Here is a 13,420-nt window from a genome sequence, read left to right as displayed (position 1 = left end):
ATCGGCGGCTGGCAACAGCCGCTACCGCCAGAGAAAGGCCCGGACAGGGAAACTGCCCAGGCTCTAGGGCCAGCTGCCATGCTGACCTGGCGTGGCGGCACAAGCAGGAACAGCAGGAGCCCTTCCGGGCCGTGGACATGGGACGCAGTGCCAGCCTGGTACTTAAAAAAGGGGGGTACCTAGGGGGGAAAGCCCTAGGCGATTCTTTGGTGGCTTTCTCATCGGGGAGAAAGCCACCCTGCGGATCAAACCCAAGCTGCCTGTTTGGCAGTTTCCTTCAAATCTTGGACAATCCCCCATTACCGTAGCAACTGCTTTCCCCACACTGGACAACACTACCCGCTGGGGGATTCTGTTCTCCTGGTTTCGCCCTTACCTATGGTGCACCACTAATAACCGATATTGGTCAATATGATTGTAGACCGTGTTCGGTTAATATGCAAGAGAAAGGGGGTGTGAGAGAGATGATTTCCTATGACAGACTATGGGCCACCATGAGAGAAAAGGGCATCTCCCAGTACGCCCTCATCAAGAAGTACAAAATCAGCCCTGCCCAAATCACTCGGCTCAAGCGCAACGAGAGCGTCAGCACCCACACCATCGAGGTATTTTGTGAGATTCTGGATTGTCGGGTGGAAGATATCATGGAGTATATCAAGGAAGAACCATAAACCCGCTTGCAGTGTTGAGATTACTGCAAGCGGGTGGAATTTTTATGCGGACTTTTTCTGATACAGCATCCGGCTGGCGTTCAAAATGGCAATCACCGCCACCCCCACGTCGGCAAACACCGCCTCCCACATGGTGGCCACGCCGAAAGCGCCCATCACCAGGAACAACCCCTTCACCCCCAGGGCAAAGACGATGTTTTCCACCACAATGGCCCGGCACTTGCGGGCAATGGCCATGGCGGTGAGCAGCTTGGCGGGGTCGTCGTCCATAAGTACCACGTCGGCGGCCTCGATGGCAGCGTCCGAGCCCATGCCGCCCATGGCAATGCCCACATCCGCCCGGGAGAGCACCGGGGCGTCGTTGACCCCGTCTCCCACATAGGCCAGGGCGGAACCCTGGGGCTTTTGCTCCAACAGCTGCTCCAGCCGCTCCACCTTATCCTGGGGCAACAGCTGGGCGTATACCTGATCCAGCCCCAGGCGGCGGGCCATGTCCTCACCCACCGCTTGGGTGTCTCCGGTGAGCATCACCGTGCGCACCCCCTGCTCTTTGAGCTGGGCAATGGTGTGGGCAGCGTGCTCTTTCACCTGGTCGGCAATGAGGACATATCCCAGATATGCCCCATCCGCTGCCACATGCACCACCGTGCCCACGGACACGTCCTGGCTGGGTTTTAGCCCTTGTTCCTCCATAAATCGGGCATTGCCCGCCCAAACTTCCACTCCGTCCACCTGGGCTGAAATGCCCCGGCCGGGGATTTCCGCCACATCGGTGACGGCGTGGCTCTTCACATCCCCCGCCCAGGCTGTGCGCAGGGACTGGGCAATGGGGTGGTTGGAGTGGCTCTCCGCCAGGGCTGCCCACCGCAATAGAGGCTCCTCCTCCCCCGCTGTCACGGGGTACAGCCCCTCCACGGCAAACTTGCCCTGGGTGAGGGTGCCGGTCTTGTCAAACACCGCCGTCTGGGTCTTGGCCAGCAGCTCCAAATAGTTGCCCCCCTTCACCAGCACACCTTGGCGGGAAGCCCCTCCAATGCCGCCGAAGAAGGCCATGGGAATGGAGATCACCAGGGCGCAGGGACAGGAGATCACCAGGAAGATGAGGGCACGGCGTACCCACTCCCCCCACTGTCCGGTGGCCAGACCACCCAGTACCGCCAGTGCTACCGCCCCCAGCACCACCGCCGGGGTGTATACCCGGGCAAACCGGGTGATAAAGTGCTCCGCTTTCGCCTTTTTGGCGGCGGCGTTCTCCACCAGCTCCAAAATTCGGGCCACGGTGGACTGCTCAAAGGGCCGGGTGACCTCCAGGTGGAGAAGCCCTGTGAGGTTGACACAGCCGGAGTTGACCTCCTGGCCCTCCTCCACCTCCCGGGGCACTGACTCCCCGGTAAGTGCAGCGGTGTCCAGGGTGGAGGAGCCCTCCACCACCACGCCGTCCAGAGCCACCCGCTCCCCGGGGCGCACCACCAGGGTCTCCCCCACCTGCACTTCATCCGGGTCTACGGTAACTTCCTTCCCCTTTCGCAGCACATGGGCGCTGTCCGGGCGAATGTCCATGAGCTGGGAAATGGAGCGGCGGGACTTATTCACCGCCATGCTCTGGAACAGCTCTCCCACCTGGTAGAAGAGCATCACCCCCACCGCCTCGGCATACTCCCCCAGCACCAGAGCCCCGATGGTGGCCACGCACATGAGGAAGTTTTCGTCGAAAACTTGGCCGTGTCTGATGTTGCACGCCGCTGCCCACAACACATCCCAACCCACAATCAGGTAGGGAATCAAGAACGTAGGCAGACGCCACACATCATGCTGAGGTGCACCGATGTTCACCAGCAACAGCACCGCCGCGGTGGCAATGCGGCCCAGATTCTGCTTCTGTCTGCTTGTCATAGCTGTTCACACCCTCACTTGACAATGCGGCAGTGCCGCTCCACCCGGGAGATGCACTTCTGAGCCTCCCCCACGATCTCCTCAAAACGGGCATCCTCCCCCTCGATGGTCAGCTTCTGGGTCATGAAGCTGATGGAGGCACTGGTGACACCGGGGAGTTTACCGATGGCCTCCTCCATTTTACGGGCGCAGTTGGCACAGTCCAATTCTTCCAGCTTAAATACCTTTTTCATGACAATAACCCCCTGTTATTCCATAATATGTTCCATCCCCTGGGCGATGATCTTGCGTACATGGTCATCCGCCAGAGAATAATACACCGTCTTGCCCTCCCGCCGGGGCTTCACCAGCCGCCCGGCTTTGAGCACCCGCAGCTGATGGGACACCGCCGACTGGGTCAGCCCCAGCAGCTGAGCCATGTGACACACGCACAGCTCCGACTCGAACAGGGCATACAAAATCTTCATGCGGGTGGTGTCTCCAAAGAGTTTGAACAGCTCCGCCACATCATACAAGCACTCATCTGAGGGCATCATCTCCCCCACCTGCTCCACCACTTCCCCGTGGCAGCAGCTGGTCTGTTCCAACACGTCCTGCTCCATGGCTTTCCGCCCCTTTCAACGAACACATGAACATCTGCTCATATGTTAACACATCGTGCCCCATCTGTCAATGGGGTTGCTCTCCCTGCCCCATGCAAACACCCCCCAGGCCGATTTCTCGGTCTGGGGGGTGCGTTTGTAGTTCTCGGTGATGGCAATTTCCTCTGTGGTCTTGCCGTCGTCGGAGACATAGAACAGCTTCAGGTTGTCCACAGACAGGTTCTCAGGGATGGCGAAGGTCATCTGCACCTTGCCGCTGGGCTGAACGGGCTTGCCGTTCAGGGTGGCGGTGATATCCAGAATGGCGGTGTGCGTCATGTCAGCCACCACATCCTTCAGGGCTTCCTTCACGGTGTTGTAAATCTTACCCTGGGTAACGCTCTCCACGGTGATCACGGTGCCCTGCTCAAATACCTTGTCGGCGTTGCCCACAGTGATCTGGTTGTCGGTGTTATTGTCCAGGATCACGTCTCCACCGGTTCTGCGGGGTTCTCGTTTCTTTTATATCTCCACCACCCGGTCACAGCTCCGGGCCAGGGTTGGCTCATGGGCCACCAAAATGGTGGGCTTCCCTAGTTCTTTCAGCCGCTGGAGGATGCGCTGTGCCCGCTGGGGGTCCACCCCGGCGAAGGGCTCGTCCAGCAGCAGCACCTCCCGCTCCAAGGCCAGGCACCGGGCCAGAGCCAGCCGCCGGGCCATACCCCCGGACAGCGCAGAGGGATAAGCCTTCTCCTCCCCCTCCAGCTCCACCAACTCCAGCCACTGCTCCGGCGGGGCAGCAGGGTGGCGTGGGGCCACATCGGTAAGGTGCTGCATGGCGGTGCGCCAGGGCAGCAGTCGGTTCTCCTGGAACAAGAAAGCAGTGCTTTCCGGCCCCAGCCCGGTGACCCGCCCCTGTTGGGGGGTGAGCAGACCCCCCAGCACCCGCAGCAGGGTGGTTTTTCCGCACCCTGATGGGCCCACCAGGGCAGCGACCCCCTCCAAGGGGATGGTGAGGCTCACATCTTGCAGGGCCGTCTTGTCCCCGTAGCGCACGGTGAGGTGTTCCACGCAAATCATGGCTTTCCCTCCCCTCTGGGTTTCAGCCAAAGCCCCAGCAGCCCCTCCAGCACCAGGGACAGCACCACAATGACCGCCGTCCAGGCAAACAGCTCCGGGGTCTCCAGCGCCTGTCGGGCCTTTTGGATGCTGCTGCCCACCGCCCACTTGGGGGGACAGAGCACCTCAGCGGCCACCCCAGACTTCCAGGCCAGACCGAAGCCGTTGAGTACCGCCCCAGTGAAGTGGGAACGCAGGGAGGGTAGGTAAATGAGGCGCAAGGTCTTGAATGAGGAGAAGCCATAGGCGTGGGCCAGCTCCAGCAGCTGACCGTCCACAGCTCTCAGCCCTGCCGTCAGGCTGCCCCATACCACCGGGAGCACCATCATCCCGGCAATCAGGCCGGGGATATTGGCCCGGGACACCCACAGGTACACCAGCAGGATGAAGGACACCACTGGGGTAGCTCGGAGCACCCGAATGGCGGGTGAGAAAATCCAGTCCGCCCAGGGACAGAAGTGGGTGAGAAAGGCCAGCAGGGTGCCCAAAATCACCCCGCCCGCCAGTCCTGAGGCCACCCGAAGCAGGGTGTACCCCGCCGAGAGCCAGAACTCCCGGGTCACACCCAGCCGCAAAAGGCTCTCCCACACCGACACCGGGGCGGGCAGCAGCAGCTCCCGCCCCACCCACAAAGACGCAAGCTGCCATACCCCCAGCCAGACGGCCAGGGGTATGGCAACACGCAATGCAGTTTTGCCCGCCTTAGGGCACATAGTAGATGCCGTCATCGGGCACAGCCCCGCCCACAGCGGTGGGGTCAATGGCGTAAAGTACTTCAAAGTAGCCATTGATGGCGGGCTTCATGTCCGCTCCAGACAAAAACACCAGGTTGCACTGGGGAATGGCCTTCTGGGCAATGGCAGCGGAGGGGGCAATGCCGAACCCGGCCACCAGTTCCCCGGCCTCCTGGGGATTCTCCTTGACATAGGTCACCGAAGCCTCATACTCCTCCAGAAAAGCCTTCACCGCCTGGGGGTGCTCCTCAATGAAATCGGCCCGGGCCACCACGGCGGACATGATGAGCTGGCTGCCGTTGTCCAGCTCGTTCCAGGCCGCTGTCAGGTCGATGGCGTCCCGGACGCTGCCCTGGCTCTTGGCGATGGCGGCGGTGGCGGCGGGGACAGGGAGCATGGCGGTGTCGATCTCCCCGGACAGCAGCTTTGCGCTGATTTCAGTGGGGTCAGCAAAGACGATCTCCACGTCCTCATCGGGATTCAGGCCGTTTTCGGTGAGCAGGTGGCGGAGAATGTACTCCGGGTTGGCACCCTGTCCGGTGGCGTAGATGGTCTTGCCCTTCAAATCCGCCATGGACTGGATGGCGGTGCCCCCCTTGCCCTCCAGAATGTGGAGCACACCCTGGGTTCCCAGGGCCAAAATCTTCACATCCCCTTCGGTCTTATTGTAGAGGTTGGCGGCCATATTGGAGGCCACCATGGCAATGTCAAACTCCCCGTCCTGGCTGGTGAGGCCGGACACCACCTCGTTGTTGTCGCTGGCAATGGTATAGGTATAGTCATTGACGGTCTGGCCGTTATCGCTGTCCGAGAGCAGCTTGGCTGCCCCGATGCCGGTGGGGCCGGAGATCACAGCCAGACGCACCTCCTCCCCCTGGAACTCCCCCTGGGTGGGCTGGGGTGTGGCGGTGGTCTTAGGCTGGCTGGCAGCGCACCCCATAAGCCCTGCCGACAGGGCCAGGGCCATGAGCACAGACACAACACGATTTCGTTTCATTTGCATTTCTTCCTTTCCTGGTCTTTGGTGCCTATACACCCGCCAAAACGGGGTGCATAGACCTATTCTCCGTCCTTCTAGTTCCGTTCGACACAGTATTCTAGCCACCCCGTTTCCCTTTGTCAAGGGTGGGGCTTGTGTTTTTCCCCGCCGTGCCGTATACTGTCACCAACTACCTACAAAGGAGCGATGACCATGAACCATCAAACCATCACCGCCGCCGGTGCTCCCGCCGCCGTGGGCCCCTACTGCCACGCCAAGCTGTGCGGCGATACCCTGTACTGCTCCGGCCAACTGGGCCTCATTCCGGAGACCGGCGAACTGGCCCAGGGCGTGGAGGCCCAGGCCAAGCAGGCCCTGGAGAACCTGGGCGCTGTGCTCCAGGCCGCCGGCATGACCTACGCCAACGTGGTAAAGACCTCCGTGTTTTTGGCGGACATCGGGGACTTTGCCGCCATCAATGAGGTGTATGCCACCTACTTTGCCGAAAATCCCCCAGCTCGCTCCTGTGTTCAGGCCGGTGCCCTGCCCAAGGGCGGCCTGTTTGAGATTGAGGCCATTGCGGTGAAATGATACAAAAAAATCGGTGGAAGTCCAGACTTCCACCGATTTTTCTCAGAATTTTACCAGGGGAACCTCTCCGTTGTCCTCCCCCGGCTCAATGGCCCGGATGATCACGTCATAGCCATAATTGTCGTTGACTTGCACCGTCACCCGTTCACCCACCCGGCGGCCCAGCACCGCCCGGCCCACCGGGGACTCTTTGCTCACCAGGCCCTTCAAAGCATCCTGGCGCATGGTGGTAACGATTTGGATGACCATCTCCTCGTCATCGTCCTCCACATACAGCGTCACCTTGTCGTACAGCCCCACCGTCCCCTCCTGGGAGCGGTCGGAAATGATGGTAGCGGTGCGGATCACATTTTCCAGGTAACGGCATCGGCTGTCATTGCGGTTTTTCTCCTGCTTGGCGGCCTTGTACTCGAAGTTCTCGCTGAGGTCTCCAAAGGCTCTGGCCTCCTTCACCGCCTCAATGAGCTGGGGGCGCAGCACAAACCGGCGGTGGTGCAGCTCCTCCCGCATCAGCTCAATGTCCTTCTTGGTCAGTTCCTTTCCCATGGCTCTGTGCCTCCTTTTCCCTTCAGTTTGGCACACCTCCGCCCCGCCGTCAAGACGGAGTTTCCCTTTTTCAAAAATTTGTGTTGACATCCCCCCTGTGGTATGGTATTATAATTCTTGCCCACGGGCCGGAGTGGCGGAATTGGCAGACGCCCGGGACTTAAAATCCCGTGGGAGAAATCCCGTGCCGGTTCGATCCCGGTCTCCGGCACCACAAGTTTATATCGCGGGGTAGAGCAGCTTGGTAGCTCGTCGGGCTCATAACCCGGAGGTCGTAGGTTCAAATCCTGCCCCCGCAACCAAAAATCCCGGATGCGTCAGCGTCCGGGATTTTACTTATTCCCTCTAACCTATTCACTATTCACTCAAAACAGTTCCTATCCGGGATTTTTGGAGTGAATAAGTTATAGTGAATAGGGAAGAGGCATTTTTGTCTGACCCTCTGCTAAATGCACTTGACCCAAACGCTGACCCATACGGGAGTTTGGAGCGGTTAGGGGCGGAGAGTTTCGGAAAGTTCCCTCCCGGCATCAATCTCAATGATACTTTCTGCACTACTATTTACTCCGGGGGTATAGCCATTTTTCTTTCTCTGTGATAGAGTGGTAAAGCACATCACAACAGAAATGGGAGTAGATGAACTTGAATGTTATGGCCTATATTTTTGAGGTAGCCCTACTGGTATGGTTCTTCGGATGCATTGTGACATATCGCCTGGGACGTGTGCTACTGGTAGAAGGCATGGGCATAAAAAGTGCTGAATTCGGCATGTTTGTCGTCTATACGGCAAGCCTTGTACTAAGAATTACTTTTCCGCAGGTAGGAAAATGGTTTATGCTGGTAGTATTAGTTTTCTGGTTAGTAGTGCAGTATTTCTGCCATTGGCATTTCACAATTTTCGGAGCAAGTCCAGAAAAAATCCGGGGATATAATCAGTGCTTCGAAGGCAGCCTTTGTATTGTACCACGCCGGGAGGACAGATTGATTCCGGACTTCTATCATATTGCCCTGCATGGTCTAATTGTTTTGAATCTTGTATTCCTATGTCTAGTATAGAAAGGTTAGTCAAGTAGTTTTTAGCCATCGGTCAAGTCTGAATCGTCCCCGCCAGTACACTCCCCATGGTCTGCGCCGCCTGCCGCTGGGCGGCGCTGGTAATGTGGGCGTAGGTGTCCAGGGTAAACCCTGCCGAGAAGTGGCCCAGTATCCCGGACACGGTCTTCACATCTACCCCGTTTTGCAGGGCCAGGGTGGCGAAGGTGTGGCGCAAGTCGTGGAACCGTACCTTGGGCAATCCTGCCCGTTTCAGCACCCGATGGAGCATATGCAGTACACTGTCCGGGGAGATCGGCCCGCCATTGGGGGACGGAAACACCCATGGGCTATTGCCCACTTTCTTTCTCTGCTCTTTCAGCACGCTTACCGTATCCTCTGCCAGGGGCAGGGTACGGTAGGCGTTTTTCGTTTTCAGAGGGGCTTCCACCACGTCCCCGTTGATCCGGGAGACTTGCCGACGTACCCGGAGGTCACCCCGTTGCAAATCAACATCTTCCCATTTCAGCCCCAGCAATTCACCCCGCCGCAGACCTGTGGCCAGTTCCAGGTAATATAGCTCAAACACGCCACTCTCTCTGGCCTCCCGGAAGAAGGAGGCCAGCTGCACCGTGGTCAGGGTTTTCATCTCCTGGTGCTCCACCCGAGGCAGGGCGCAGCCCTCCGCTGGATTGGTGAGGATGAGCCGCTGCTCTTGGGCCAGTTTTAAGGAAGAGGATAGAATTTGGTGGATATTCCGCACCGTCTTGGCACTGAGGCCCTTGGGCTGTCCCTTGGCCTCCACTCGGTCTACCCTGCCTTGGGTCAGCAGCTTTTTGTAGAACTTCTGTAGGTCCAGAGACGTGAGCTTTTCCAGTGGAATCTCTCCAATATTGGGCTGGATGTGGTTATGGATGTAGCCCTGGTAGGTCTGATGGGACGAGGGCCGGACTTTGATCTTGGCGTAGTCCTGGAACCACACCTCCATCCACTCCCCCACCGTGTACTTACCCGCCTTGGTGATGTCCAAGGCCTGGGTTTCCCCAATGGCCTGTTTCAGTTTCTCCTTCACCTCTGCCTGGGTTTTGCCCAGCACGTTCTTGTAGATGGCCTTCCCCGTCTCCGGGTCATGCCCTGCTGTGTATCGGCCTTCCCAGCGTCCGTCTTTTCGCTTCCGGATGCTGCCTTCGCCATTGGCTCGTTTCTTTGCCATGTGTGTCGCCTCCTTTGTAACGACACAGCATACCACAGAATTCTGCAATAGCCAGGGGACACGGGCAGAGTTATCAGAACAGTAACAATTTGTCCTGTTCATGATCTTTGTTAACGCTGTACTATTTTCAATCATCCATGTAAATGATGTTTTTTCGTACTGTTAAAGTCCAAATGTTTTGGGTGACAGATTAATTCCCAACATTTCACCGAATCCCAGTGCCCACTTGATAAAGTTATAGGACACAGAAGTAATGATATTCCCTGAACGTATGTATCCCTCTGGGATAGGCTCTCTGATGTTATCGTCCCATCCTTTCATCAAAGATAGTTCCTCGCTGGTGTAGCCCTCATCAGCTAATTCCTTTTGATTTACGCCTGCCATGAATGGCTTTCCCTCCAACATACCAGCCTTCAGCAGAAGTAGAGGAGCAATGGAAATTGCACCAATGGGCATACCATCAAATTTCTTGATAAAAGACAGGATTACTTCGTCCTCGATGACGTCTCTGATATCCAAGGCCCCTGGCAAAAGCAGGCTATCATATTCTTCCAAGTTCAGCTGGTCAATAATTCTTTCCGGCATGACCATCAGTCCCTCTTCACTTCGCACAGGGACAAGTGATTTAGCAAAAATGGCAATAGGCTTTTCTGCAATAGCCAGCATTTCCAACGCTGGTGCAATTTCAAAATTGCAGAATTGGTCATAAATCAATACCGCCGTTTTCTTCATAAGTGTCCCCCGTCTTCAAAATCTTGTTAACACTGCTTCAAATGTGTCCTTGATTGACCTCCATTTCATAAAGTGCCATAGATGCCCATTGGGATAGTCAATGATGTCCACAATTTTATAGCCAGCATTCAGGTAAATCTTTCTGACCACCTTCTCGTCCAGTCCGGTATCCAAGCGGATATATTGGATGCCACGCTGGCGACACTCTTCCCGAAATGCTTCTGTAACCAACTTTGTCATGCCCAGTCCGGCAAACTTCCGGCGCACACAGAATTTGTGCAGGTATGCAGCTTCATATTTCGGTGCATTGGGCCAATATTCTGCATCTGTCCATTGCAGAATGAACGAACAGGCTACCTCACCGTCAATCACTCCAACACAAAAATTTTCTGGCTGTGCATCAGAGGTGATTAGCTCCTGCTGCGTCAGCCATTCATCTGGCCAGACCCGGAATCCCTGCTCTCGCCCCCAGGATGCAACCTCTCGCATCACAGCAATTGCAGTTTCTACTTCATCAAATCGAATCTTTATTTTGTTTACGTCCAACGAAACAATTGTGGTTTCAGCCCTGGCCATATCGTTCCCTCCAAATGCATCTTGCTTTTTATTCTACCAAAGCCCCACAATCTCAGCAAGAGCGGCTCCTTATTCTGTTTCTCTCCGTCCCCTGCGGAAGGGCCTTTTATCTTTGTTTATGCGACGCAAATCCTGAGCCATGAAACAGTCACACCCCCTGTAAATTTGTTGCGGCTCTAAGAATACGGGGAATCAGGTCGCTCCTTGGCGATTATTTTGCCATTTACAACGCCCTATTTGACCCCTATGAAAATGCCCGCACTGCGGGCATTTGTGGCCGGAGAGGGGGGCGGTCACGCCCCCTCTCCTTTCTCCTGCTTTTCTTTAGTCGACTGCCCACTGCTCCGAAAATCGGCCAAAATCTCCTCGAGAGGCCCTGCTGGGGCAGTTACCCTCCCCATCCGCCAAGAGGCCACACAGCGGCTCACAGTGGAAATGGGGCGTGAAAGTTTCGCTGCCTCCTGAGTTGTAAACACGGCACTGTCATGGTACACTGGTTTCAGGAAACAGGCAGCACAGATTACCCGGAGGAGGGCTGAATATGGACAACGCCAAGTGGTATTTCACCCATGAGAGCGAGGAAGACCGGCTGTGGTACGGAACCTTTTTCTCCATGTGCAAAAAGTTCAACGTCTCCTGGCCCACAGCCACCCCCACACAAAAGGCGTTCATGGAAGAGATCACCCGTGTCAACTATGAGCGACAGCAGGCCGCAGCCCAGAAAACAGCCCCCCAATGGAGGGCCTACATAAGGAAGTAAGTTCTCCCTTTGTCTGGCATCGCAACTTGCCGACACAACATCATTTACACATAATCACGCTCTGAAAGCGGTATACGTCGCTCATGCCTCTTTTTTACCTGCACAGTAGAATTTTTCATAATTTATACCATAATCGTTTCGTATCAAAAGGATAAACTGGAATATAGAAAGGCGAATATTATGAAAACCATTACAATATGCGGTAGTATGAAATACGAAAAAGAAATGCATATAATAGCGTTTGAATTAGAAACAAAACATGGTTATAATGTTTTACAATGTGTGTATAATTCGGAAAAGAAGGAACTGACTTCTCTTGATTTGGATGCTCTGAAAAAGGCACATTACAAAAAAATAGATATTTCTGATGGGATTTATGTCGTGGATATTCAAGGATATATAGGAAGTTCAGTAAAAGAAGAAATACAATATGCGAAAGAAAATGGCAAAGAAATCATCATACACTCGACCTATAATTTGTAAAACTATAAAAGTCAGATTCTGTGATCACGCCAATCCTTTGATTGATCGAATGACAAAAGCATTATTAGAAATCGAACTGCAGCACGAAACGATGACGCTACACCCGAAAGCAAGCATAAAAAGCGGCATAACCGATATGGCTACACCGCTCAACAAAAGCAATAATTCATTTTGATATAAACGCAACGCCGCTTGGGACATTTTCTTTATGTATGGTAACCCAATGAAGCAACTTTTATTTCTCTATCTCCCATGGTATAATATTTCCAAAAGCACACCAACTGCAAAAGGAAGTACGCAGGTATGTCTGAACGGATCTACTCCTTGAACGAGATTTCAGCTGTGGTGTTAGCCTTGCTGAAGAAGTATCATGCGGAACGGGCCATCCTGTTTGGCTCCTACGCCCGGCAAGAGGCAACTGCATCCTCGGACATTGATTTGATTATTGTTGGTGGCAAGAATTTTGATCCCACTGATGTGCTGTGCATTGCAGAGGAACTGCACACGACACTGGACAAACCTGTTGATGTATTCGATCTCAGAGAAATCGACTCTGATTCCGCCCTCTACAGCACCATCATGGGAGAAGGCGTGCAAATCCCTTGACCCAAACCCTGACCCATACGGACTTTGGACCGGGTGGAGCCATCGCAACACGCAGGACCAAACACTATCCCCCACTCCAGAAAACAGGGATAAAAAGCCCTCAATGGAGCCAAAATGGCCCACGATCCGCAGCTCATAACCCGGAGGTCGTAGGTTCAAATCCTGCCCCCGCAACCAAAAATCCCGGATGCGTCAGCGTCCGGGATTTCACTTATTCCCTCTTACCTCTTCACTATTCACTCAAAACAGTCCACATCCGGGATTTTTGGAGGGAATAAGTTATAGTGAATAGGGAAGAGGTATTTTTGTCTAACCCTCTGCCCAATGCACTTGACCCAAACCCTGACCCATACGGGAGTTCGGAGCGGTTAGGGCTGTAGAGTTTCAGAAAGCTCTCTCAGCTTCATTCACAATGATGCTTTCTTCGCTGCTGTCTGTAATCTCATAAAACGAACTGAAGCTCATAAGCACCATCAGAAGATTGACTATAACGAAAGCAACTAGTATTCCCACCACGATTTTCACGATCAGCTTTGTGCGTCGATTCTTTATCGCAAGCTGCTCAGCAATCTGAGCCAAATATTCTGCAACCTCATTCTCGTTTGTTGTGTCTGCAACCTTTTGACCTAAAAGCTGAGTAATTGGCACCTCAAGGACTTCCGCAAGACGAACCAACTGTTCTGTATCAGGGACAGAAAGACCTTTTTCCCACTTTGAAATGGTTTGACGGGTTATATGCAGTTTGATGGCCAAAGTCTCTTGGGTCAATCCCTTTTGTTTACGAAGTGTTTTCAAGTTTTCGGAAAACATACGCCTCCCCCTTTCCGCGCATATTATAGCGTGCTAACCGTGTTATTTGCAAGCAACGCATTCTAACATTTAGGAAAATCAGCCGACAAGGGGT

Annotated in this window: 18 protein-coding genes and 2 tRNA genes; 8 read left to right on the top strand and 12 right to left on the bottom strand. The window is 54.8% G+C overall.

What is annotated here, in order from left to right; translation table 11 throughout:
* The first annotated feature begins 464 nt into the window (after positions 1-464).
* Complete coding sequence (locus H9X86_RS08070) at positions 465-671, top strand: helix-turn-helix domain-containing protein (RefSeq protein WP_204901040.1); 207 nt, start codon at positions 465-467, stop codon at positions 669-671.
* 42 nt (positions 672-713) lie between these two features.
* Here the strand turns inward: H9X86_RS08070 and H9X86_RS08065 are convergent, their stop codons facing one another.
* The 7 genes from H9X86_RS08065 to H9X86_RS08035 are packed head-to-tail and all read right to left on the bottom strand — an operon-like array spanning position 714 to position 5,995.
* A complete protein-coding gene (locus tag H9X86_RS08065) occupies positions 714-2,564 on the bottom strand; it encodes a heavy metal translocating P-type ATPase (protein WP_204901026.1) in 1,851 nt (616 codons plus the stop codon).
* 14 nt (positions 2,565-2,578) lie between these two features.
* The gene (locus H9X86_RS08060) at positions 2,579-2,797 is read right to left on the bottom strand and encodes a cation transporter (RefSeq protein WP_204901025.1); all 219 of its coding nucleotides are present in this window, start codon (positions 2,795-2,797) and stop codon (positions 2,579-2,581) included.
* A gap of 15 nt (positions 2,798-2,812) precedes the next feature.
* On the bottom strand, positions 2,813-3,166 hold the full coding sequence (locus H9X86_RS08055) for an ArsR/SmtB family transcription factor (protein WP_204901024.1): 354 nt from the start codon (positions 3,164-3,166) through the stop codon (positions 2,813-2,815).
* Positions 3,167-3,211: 45 nt separating this feature from the next.
* Positions 3,212-3,634 (bottom strand): hypothetical protein, encoded by a 423-nt coding sequence (locus H9X86_RS08050; protein ID WP_204901023.1) that lies wholly within the window; start codon positions 3,632-3,634, stop codon positions 3,212-3,214.
* A 33-nt stretch (positions 3,635-3,667) separates the two neighbouring features.
* The gene (locus H9X86_RS08045) at positions 3,668-4,225 is read right to left on the bottom strand and encodes an ATP-binding cassette domain-containing protein (protein WP_204901022.1); all 558 of its coding nucleotides are present in this window, start codon (positions 4,223-4,225) and stop codon (positions 3,668-3,670) included.
* Complete coding sequence (locus tag H9X86_RS08040) at positions 4,222-4,950, bottom strand: ABC transporter permease (protein ID WP_243416895.1); 729 nt, start codon at positions 4,948-4,950, stop codon at positions 4,222-4,224. Before H9X86_RS08040 ends, H9X86_RS08045 begins: the two co-directional genes overlap by 4 nt.
* 16 nt (positions 4,951-4,966) lie before the next feature.
* Positions 4,967-5,995 (bottom strand): ABC transporter substrate-binding protein, encoded by a 1,029-nt coding sequence (locus tag H9X86_RS08035; protein ID WP_204901020.1) that lies wholly within the window; start codon positions 5,993-5,995, stop codon positions 4,967-4,969.
* Positions 5,996-6,190: 195 nt separating this feature from the next.
* Between H9X86_RS08035 and H9X86_RS08030 the strand changes: the two genes are divergently transcribed.
* A complete protein-coding gene (locus H9X86_RS08030) occupies positions 6,191-6,568 on the top strand; it encodes a Rid family detoxifying hydrolase (protein WP_204901019.1) in 378 nt (125 codons plus the stop codon).
* Between the two features lie 42 nt (positions 6,569-6,610).
* Here H9X86_RS08030 and H9X86_RS08025 read toward each other — a convergent pair whose 3' ends face one another.
* Complete coding sequence (locus H9X86_RS08025; protein WP_204901018.1) at positions 6,611-7,114, bottom strand: GreA/GreB family elongation factor; 504 nt, start codon at positions 7,112-7,114, stop codon at positions 6,611-6,613.
* 127 nt (positions 7,115-7,241) lie between these two features.
* Here H9X86_RS08025 and H9X86_RS08020 point away from each other — a divergent pair.
* The 3 genes from H9X86_RS08020 (at position 7,242) to H9X86_RS08010 (ending at position 8,170) form a co-directional block, all read left to right on the top strand.
* Positions 7,242-7,328: transfer RNA gene (locus H9X86_RS08020), tRNA-Leu, on the top strand.
* A gap of 11 nt (positions 7,329-7,339) precedes the next feature.
* Positions 7,340-7,416, top strand: a tRNA-Met gene (locus tag H9X86_RS08015).
* Between the two features lie 340 nt (positions 7,417-7,756).
* Positions 7,757-8,170 (top strand): hypothetical protein, encoded by a 414-nt coding sequence (locus tag H9X86_RS08010; RefSeq protein WP_346011451.1) that lies wholly within the window; start codon positions 7,757-7,759, stop codon positions 8,168-8,170.
* A 31-nt stretch (positions 8,171-8,201) separates the two neighbouring features.
* Here the strand turns inward: H9X86_RS08010 and H9X86_RS08005 are convergent, their stop codons facing one another.
* The 3 genes from H9X86_RS08005 to H9X86_RS07995 all read right to left on the bottom strand — a co-directional run bounded on the left by H9X86_RS08005 (position 8,202) and on the right by H9X86_RS07995 (position 10,667).
* Positions 8,202-9,359: a tyrosine-type recombinase/integrase gene (locus tag H9X86_RS08005; RefSeq protein WP_204901016.1), complete on the bottom strand. Its 1,158-nt coding sequence runs from the start codon at positions 9,357-9,359 to the stop codon at positions 8,202-8,204.
* Positions 9,360-9,521: 162 nt separating this feature from the next.
* A complete protein-coding gene (locus tag H9X86_RS08000; RefSeq protein ID WP_204901015.1) occupies positions 9,522-10,091 on the bottom strand; it encodes a DJ-1/PfpI family protein in 570 nt (189 codons plus the stop codon).
* A gap of 15 nt (positions 10,092-10,106) precedes the next feature.
* Positions 10,107-10,667: a GNAT family N-acetyltransferase gene (locus tag H9X86_RS07995; protein ID WP_204901014.1), complete on the bottom strand. Its 561-nt coding sequence runs from the start codon at positions 10,665-10,667 to the stop codon at positions 10,107-10,109.
* 541 nt (positions 10,668-11,208) lie between these two features.
* Here H9X86_RS07995 and H9X86_RS07990 point away from each other — a divergent pair.
* From H9X86_RS07990 to H9X86_RS07980, 3 genes are all read left to right on the top strand, one after another.
* Positions 11,209-11,427 carry a hypothetical protein gene (locus tag H9X86_RS07990; protein ID WP_204901013.1) on the top strand — a complete coding sequence of 73 codons (219 nt, stop codon included), beginning with the start codon at positions 11,209-11,211 and terminating at the stop codon, positions 11,425-11,427.
* A gap of 180 nt (positions 11,428-11,607) precedes the next feature.
* Entirely contained in the window at positions 11,608-11,910 is a 303-nt protein-coding gene (locus tag H9X86_RS07985; RefSeq protein ID WP_204901012.1) for a hypothetical protein, read from the top strand.
* A gap of 303 nt (positions 11,911-12,213) precedes the next feature.
* Positions 12,214-12,516: a nucleotidyltransferase family protein gene (locus tag H9X86_RS07980; RefSeq protein WP_243416894.1), complete on the top strand. Its 303-nt coding sequence runs from the start codon at positions 12,214-12,216 to the stop codon at positions 12,514-12,516.
* A gap of 384 nt (positions 12,517-12,900) precedes the next feature.
* Here the strand turns inward: H9X86_RS07980 and H9X86_RS07975 are convergent, their stop codons facing one another.
* Entirely contained in the window at positions 12,901-13,326 is a 426-nt protein-coding gene (locus H9X86_RS07975; RefSeq protein WP_204901011.1) for a helix-turn-helix domain-containing protein, read from the bottom strand.
* Between the last annotated feature and the right edge of the window lie 94 nt (positions 13,327-13,420).

Source organism: Pseudoflavonifractor capillosus, from assembly GCF_016902575.1.
In the GTDB taxonomy this organism is placed as follows: domain Bacteria; phylum Bacillota; class Clostridia; order Oscillospirales; family Oscillospiraceae; genus Enterenecus; species Enterenecus capillosus_A.
This window is presented reverse-complemented; position numbering and strand designations above follow the sequence as displayed.

Bases quoted from the DNA above. Each gene is read 5' to 3' on its own strand.
- H9X86_RS08070 (WP_204901040.1), top strand. From the start codon at position 465: ATGATTTCCTATGACAGACTATGGGCCACCATGAGAGAAAAGGGCATC.
- H9X86_RS08065 (WP_204901026.1), bottom strand. From the start codon at position 2,564: ATGACAAGCAGACAGAAGCAGAATCTGGGCCGCATTGCCACCGCGGCG.
- H9X86_RS08060 (WP_204901025.1), bottom strand. From the start codon at position 2,797: ATGAAAAAGGTATTTAAGCTGGAAGAATTGGACTGTGCCAACTGCGCC.
- H9X86_RS08055 (WP_204901024.1), bottom strand. From the start codon at position 3,166: ATGGAGCAGGACGTGTTGGAACAGACCAGCTGCTGCCACGGGGAAGTG.
- H9X86_RS08045 (WP_204901022.1), bottom strand. From the start codon at position 4,225: ATGATTTGCGTGGAACACCTCACCGTGCGCTACGGGGACAAGACGGCC.
- H9X86_RS08035 (WP_204901020.1), bottom strand. From the start codon at position 5,995: ATGAAACGAAATCGTGTTGTGTCTGTGCTCATGGCCCTGGCCCTGTCG.
- H9X86_RS08030 (WP_204901019.1), top strand. From the start codon at position 6,191: ATGAACCATCAAACCATCACCGCCGCCGGTGCTCCCGCCGCCGTGGGC.
- H9X86_RS08025 (WP_204901018.1), bottom strand. From the start codon at position 7,114: ATGGGAAAGGAACTGACCAAGAAGGACATTGAGCTGATGCGGGAGGAG.
- H9X86_RS08005 (WP_204901016.1), bottom strand. From the start codon at position 9,359: ATGGCAAAGAAACGAGCCAATGGCGAAGGCAGCATCCGGAAGCGAAAA.
- H9X86_RS08000 (WP_204901015.1), bottom strand. From the start codon at position 10,091: ATGAAGAAAACGGCGGTATTGATTTATGACCAATTCTGCAATTTTGAA.
- H9X86_RS07995 (WP_204901014.1), bottom strand. From the start codon at position 10,667: ATGGCCAGGGCTGAAACCACAATTGTTTCGTTGGACGTAAACAAAATA.
- H9X86_RS07990 (WP_204901013.1), top strand. From the start codon at position 11,209: ATGGACAACGCCAAGTGGTATTTCACCCATGAGAGCGAGGAAGACCGG.
- H9X86_RS07985 (WP_204901012.1), top strand. From the start codon at position 11,608: ATGAAAACCATTACAATATGCGGTAGTATGAAATACGAAAAAGAAATG.
- H9X86_RS07980 (WP_243416894.1), top strand. From the start codon at position 12,214: ATGTCTGAACGGATCTACTCCTTGAACGAGATTTCAGCTGTGGTGTTA.
- H9X86_RS07975 (WP_204901011.1), bottom strand. From the start codon at position 13,326: ATGTTTTCCGAAAACTTGAAAACACTTCGTAAACAAAAGGGATTGACC.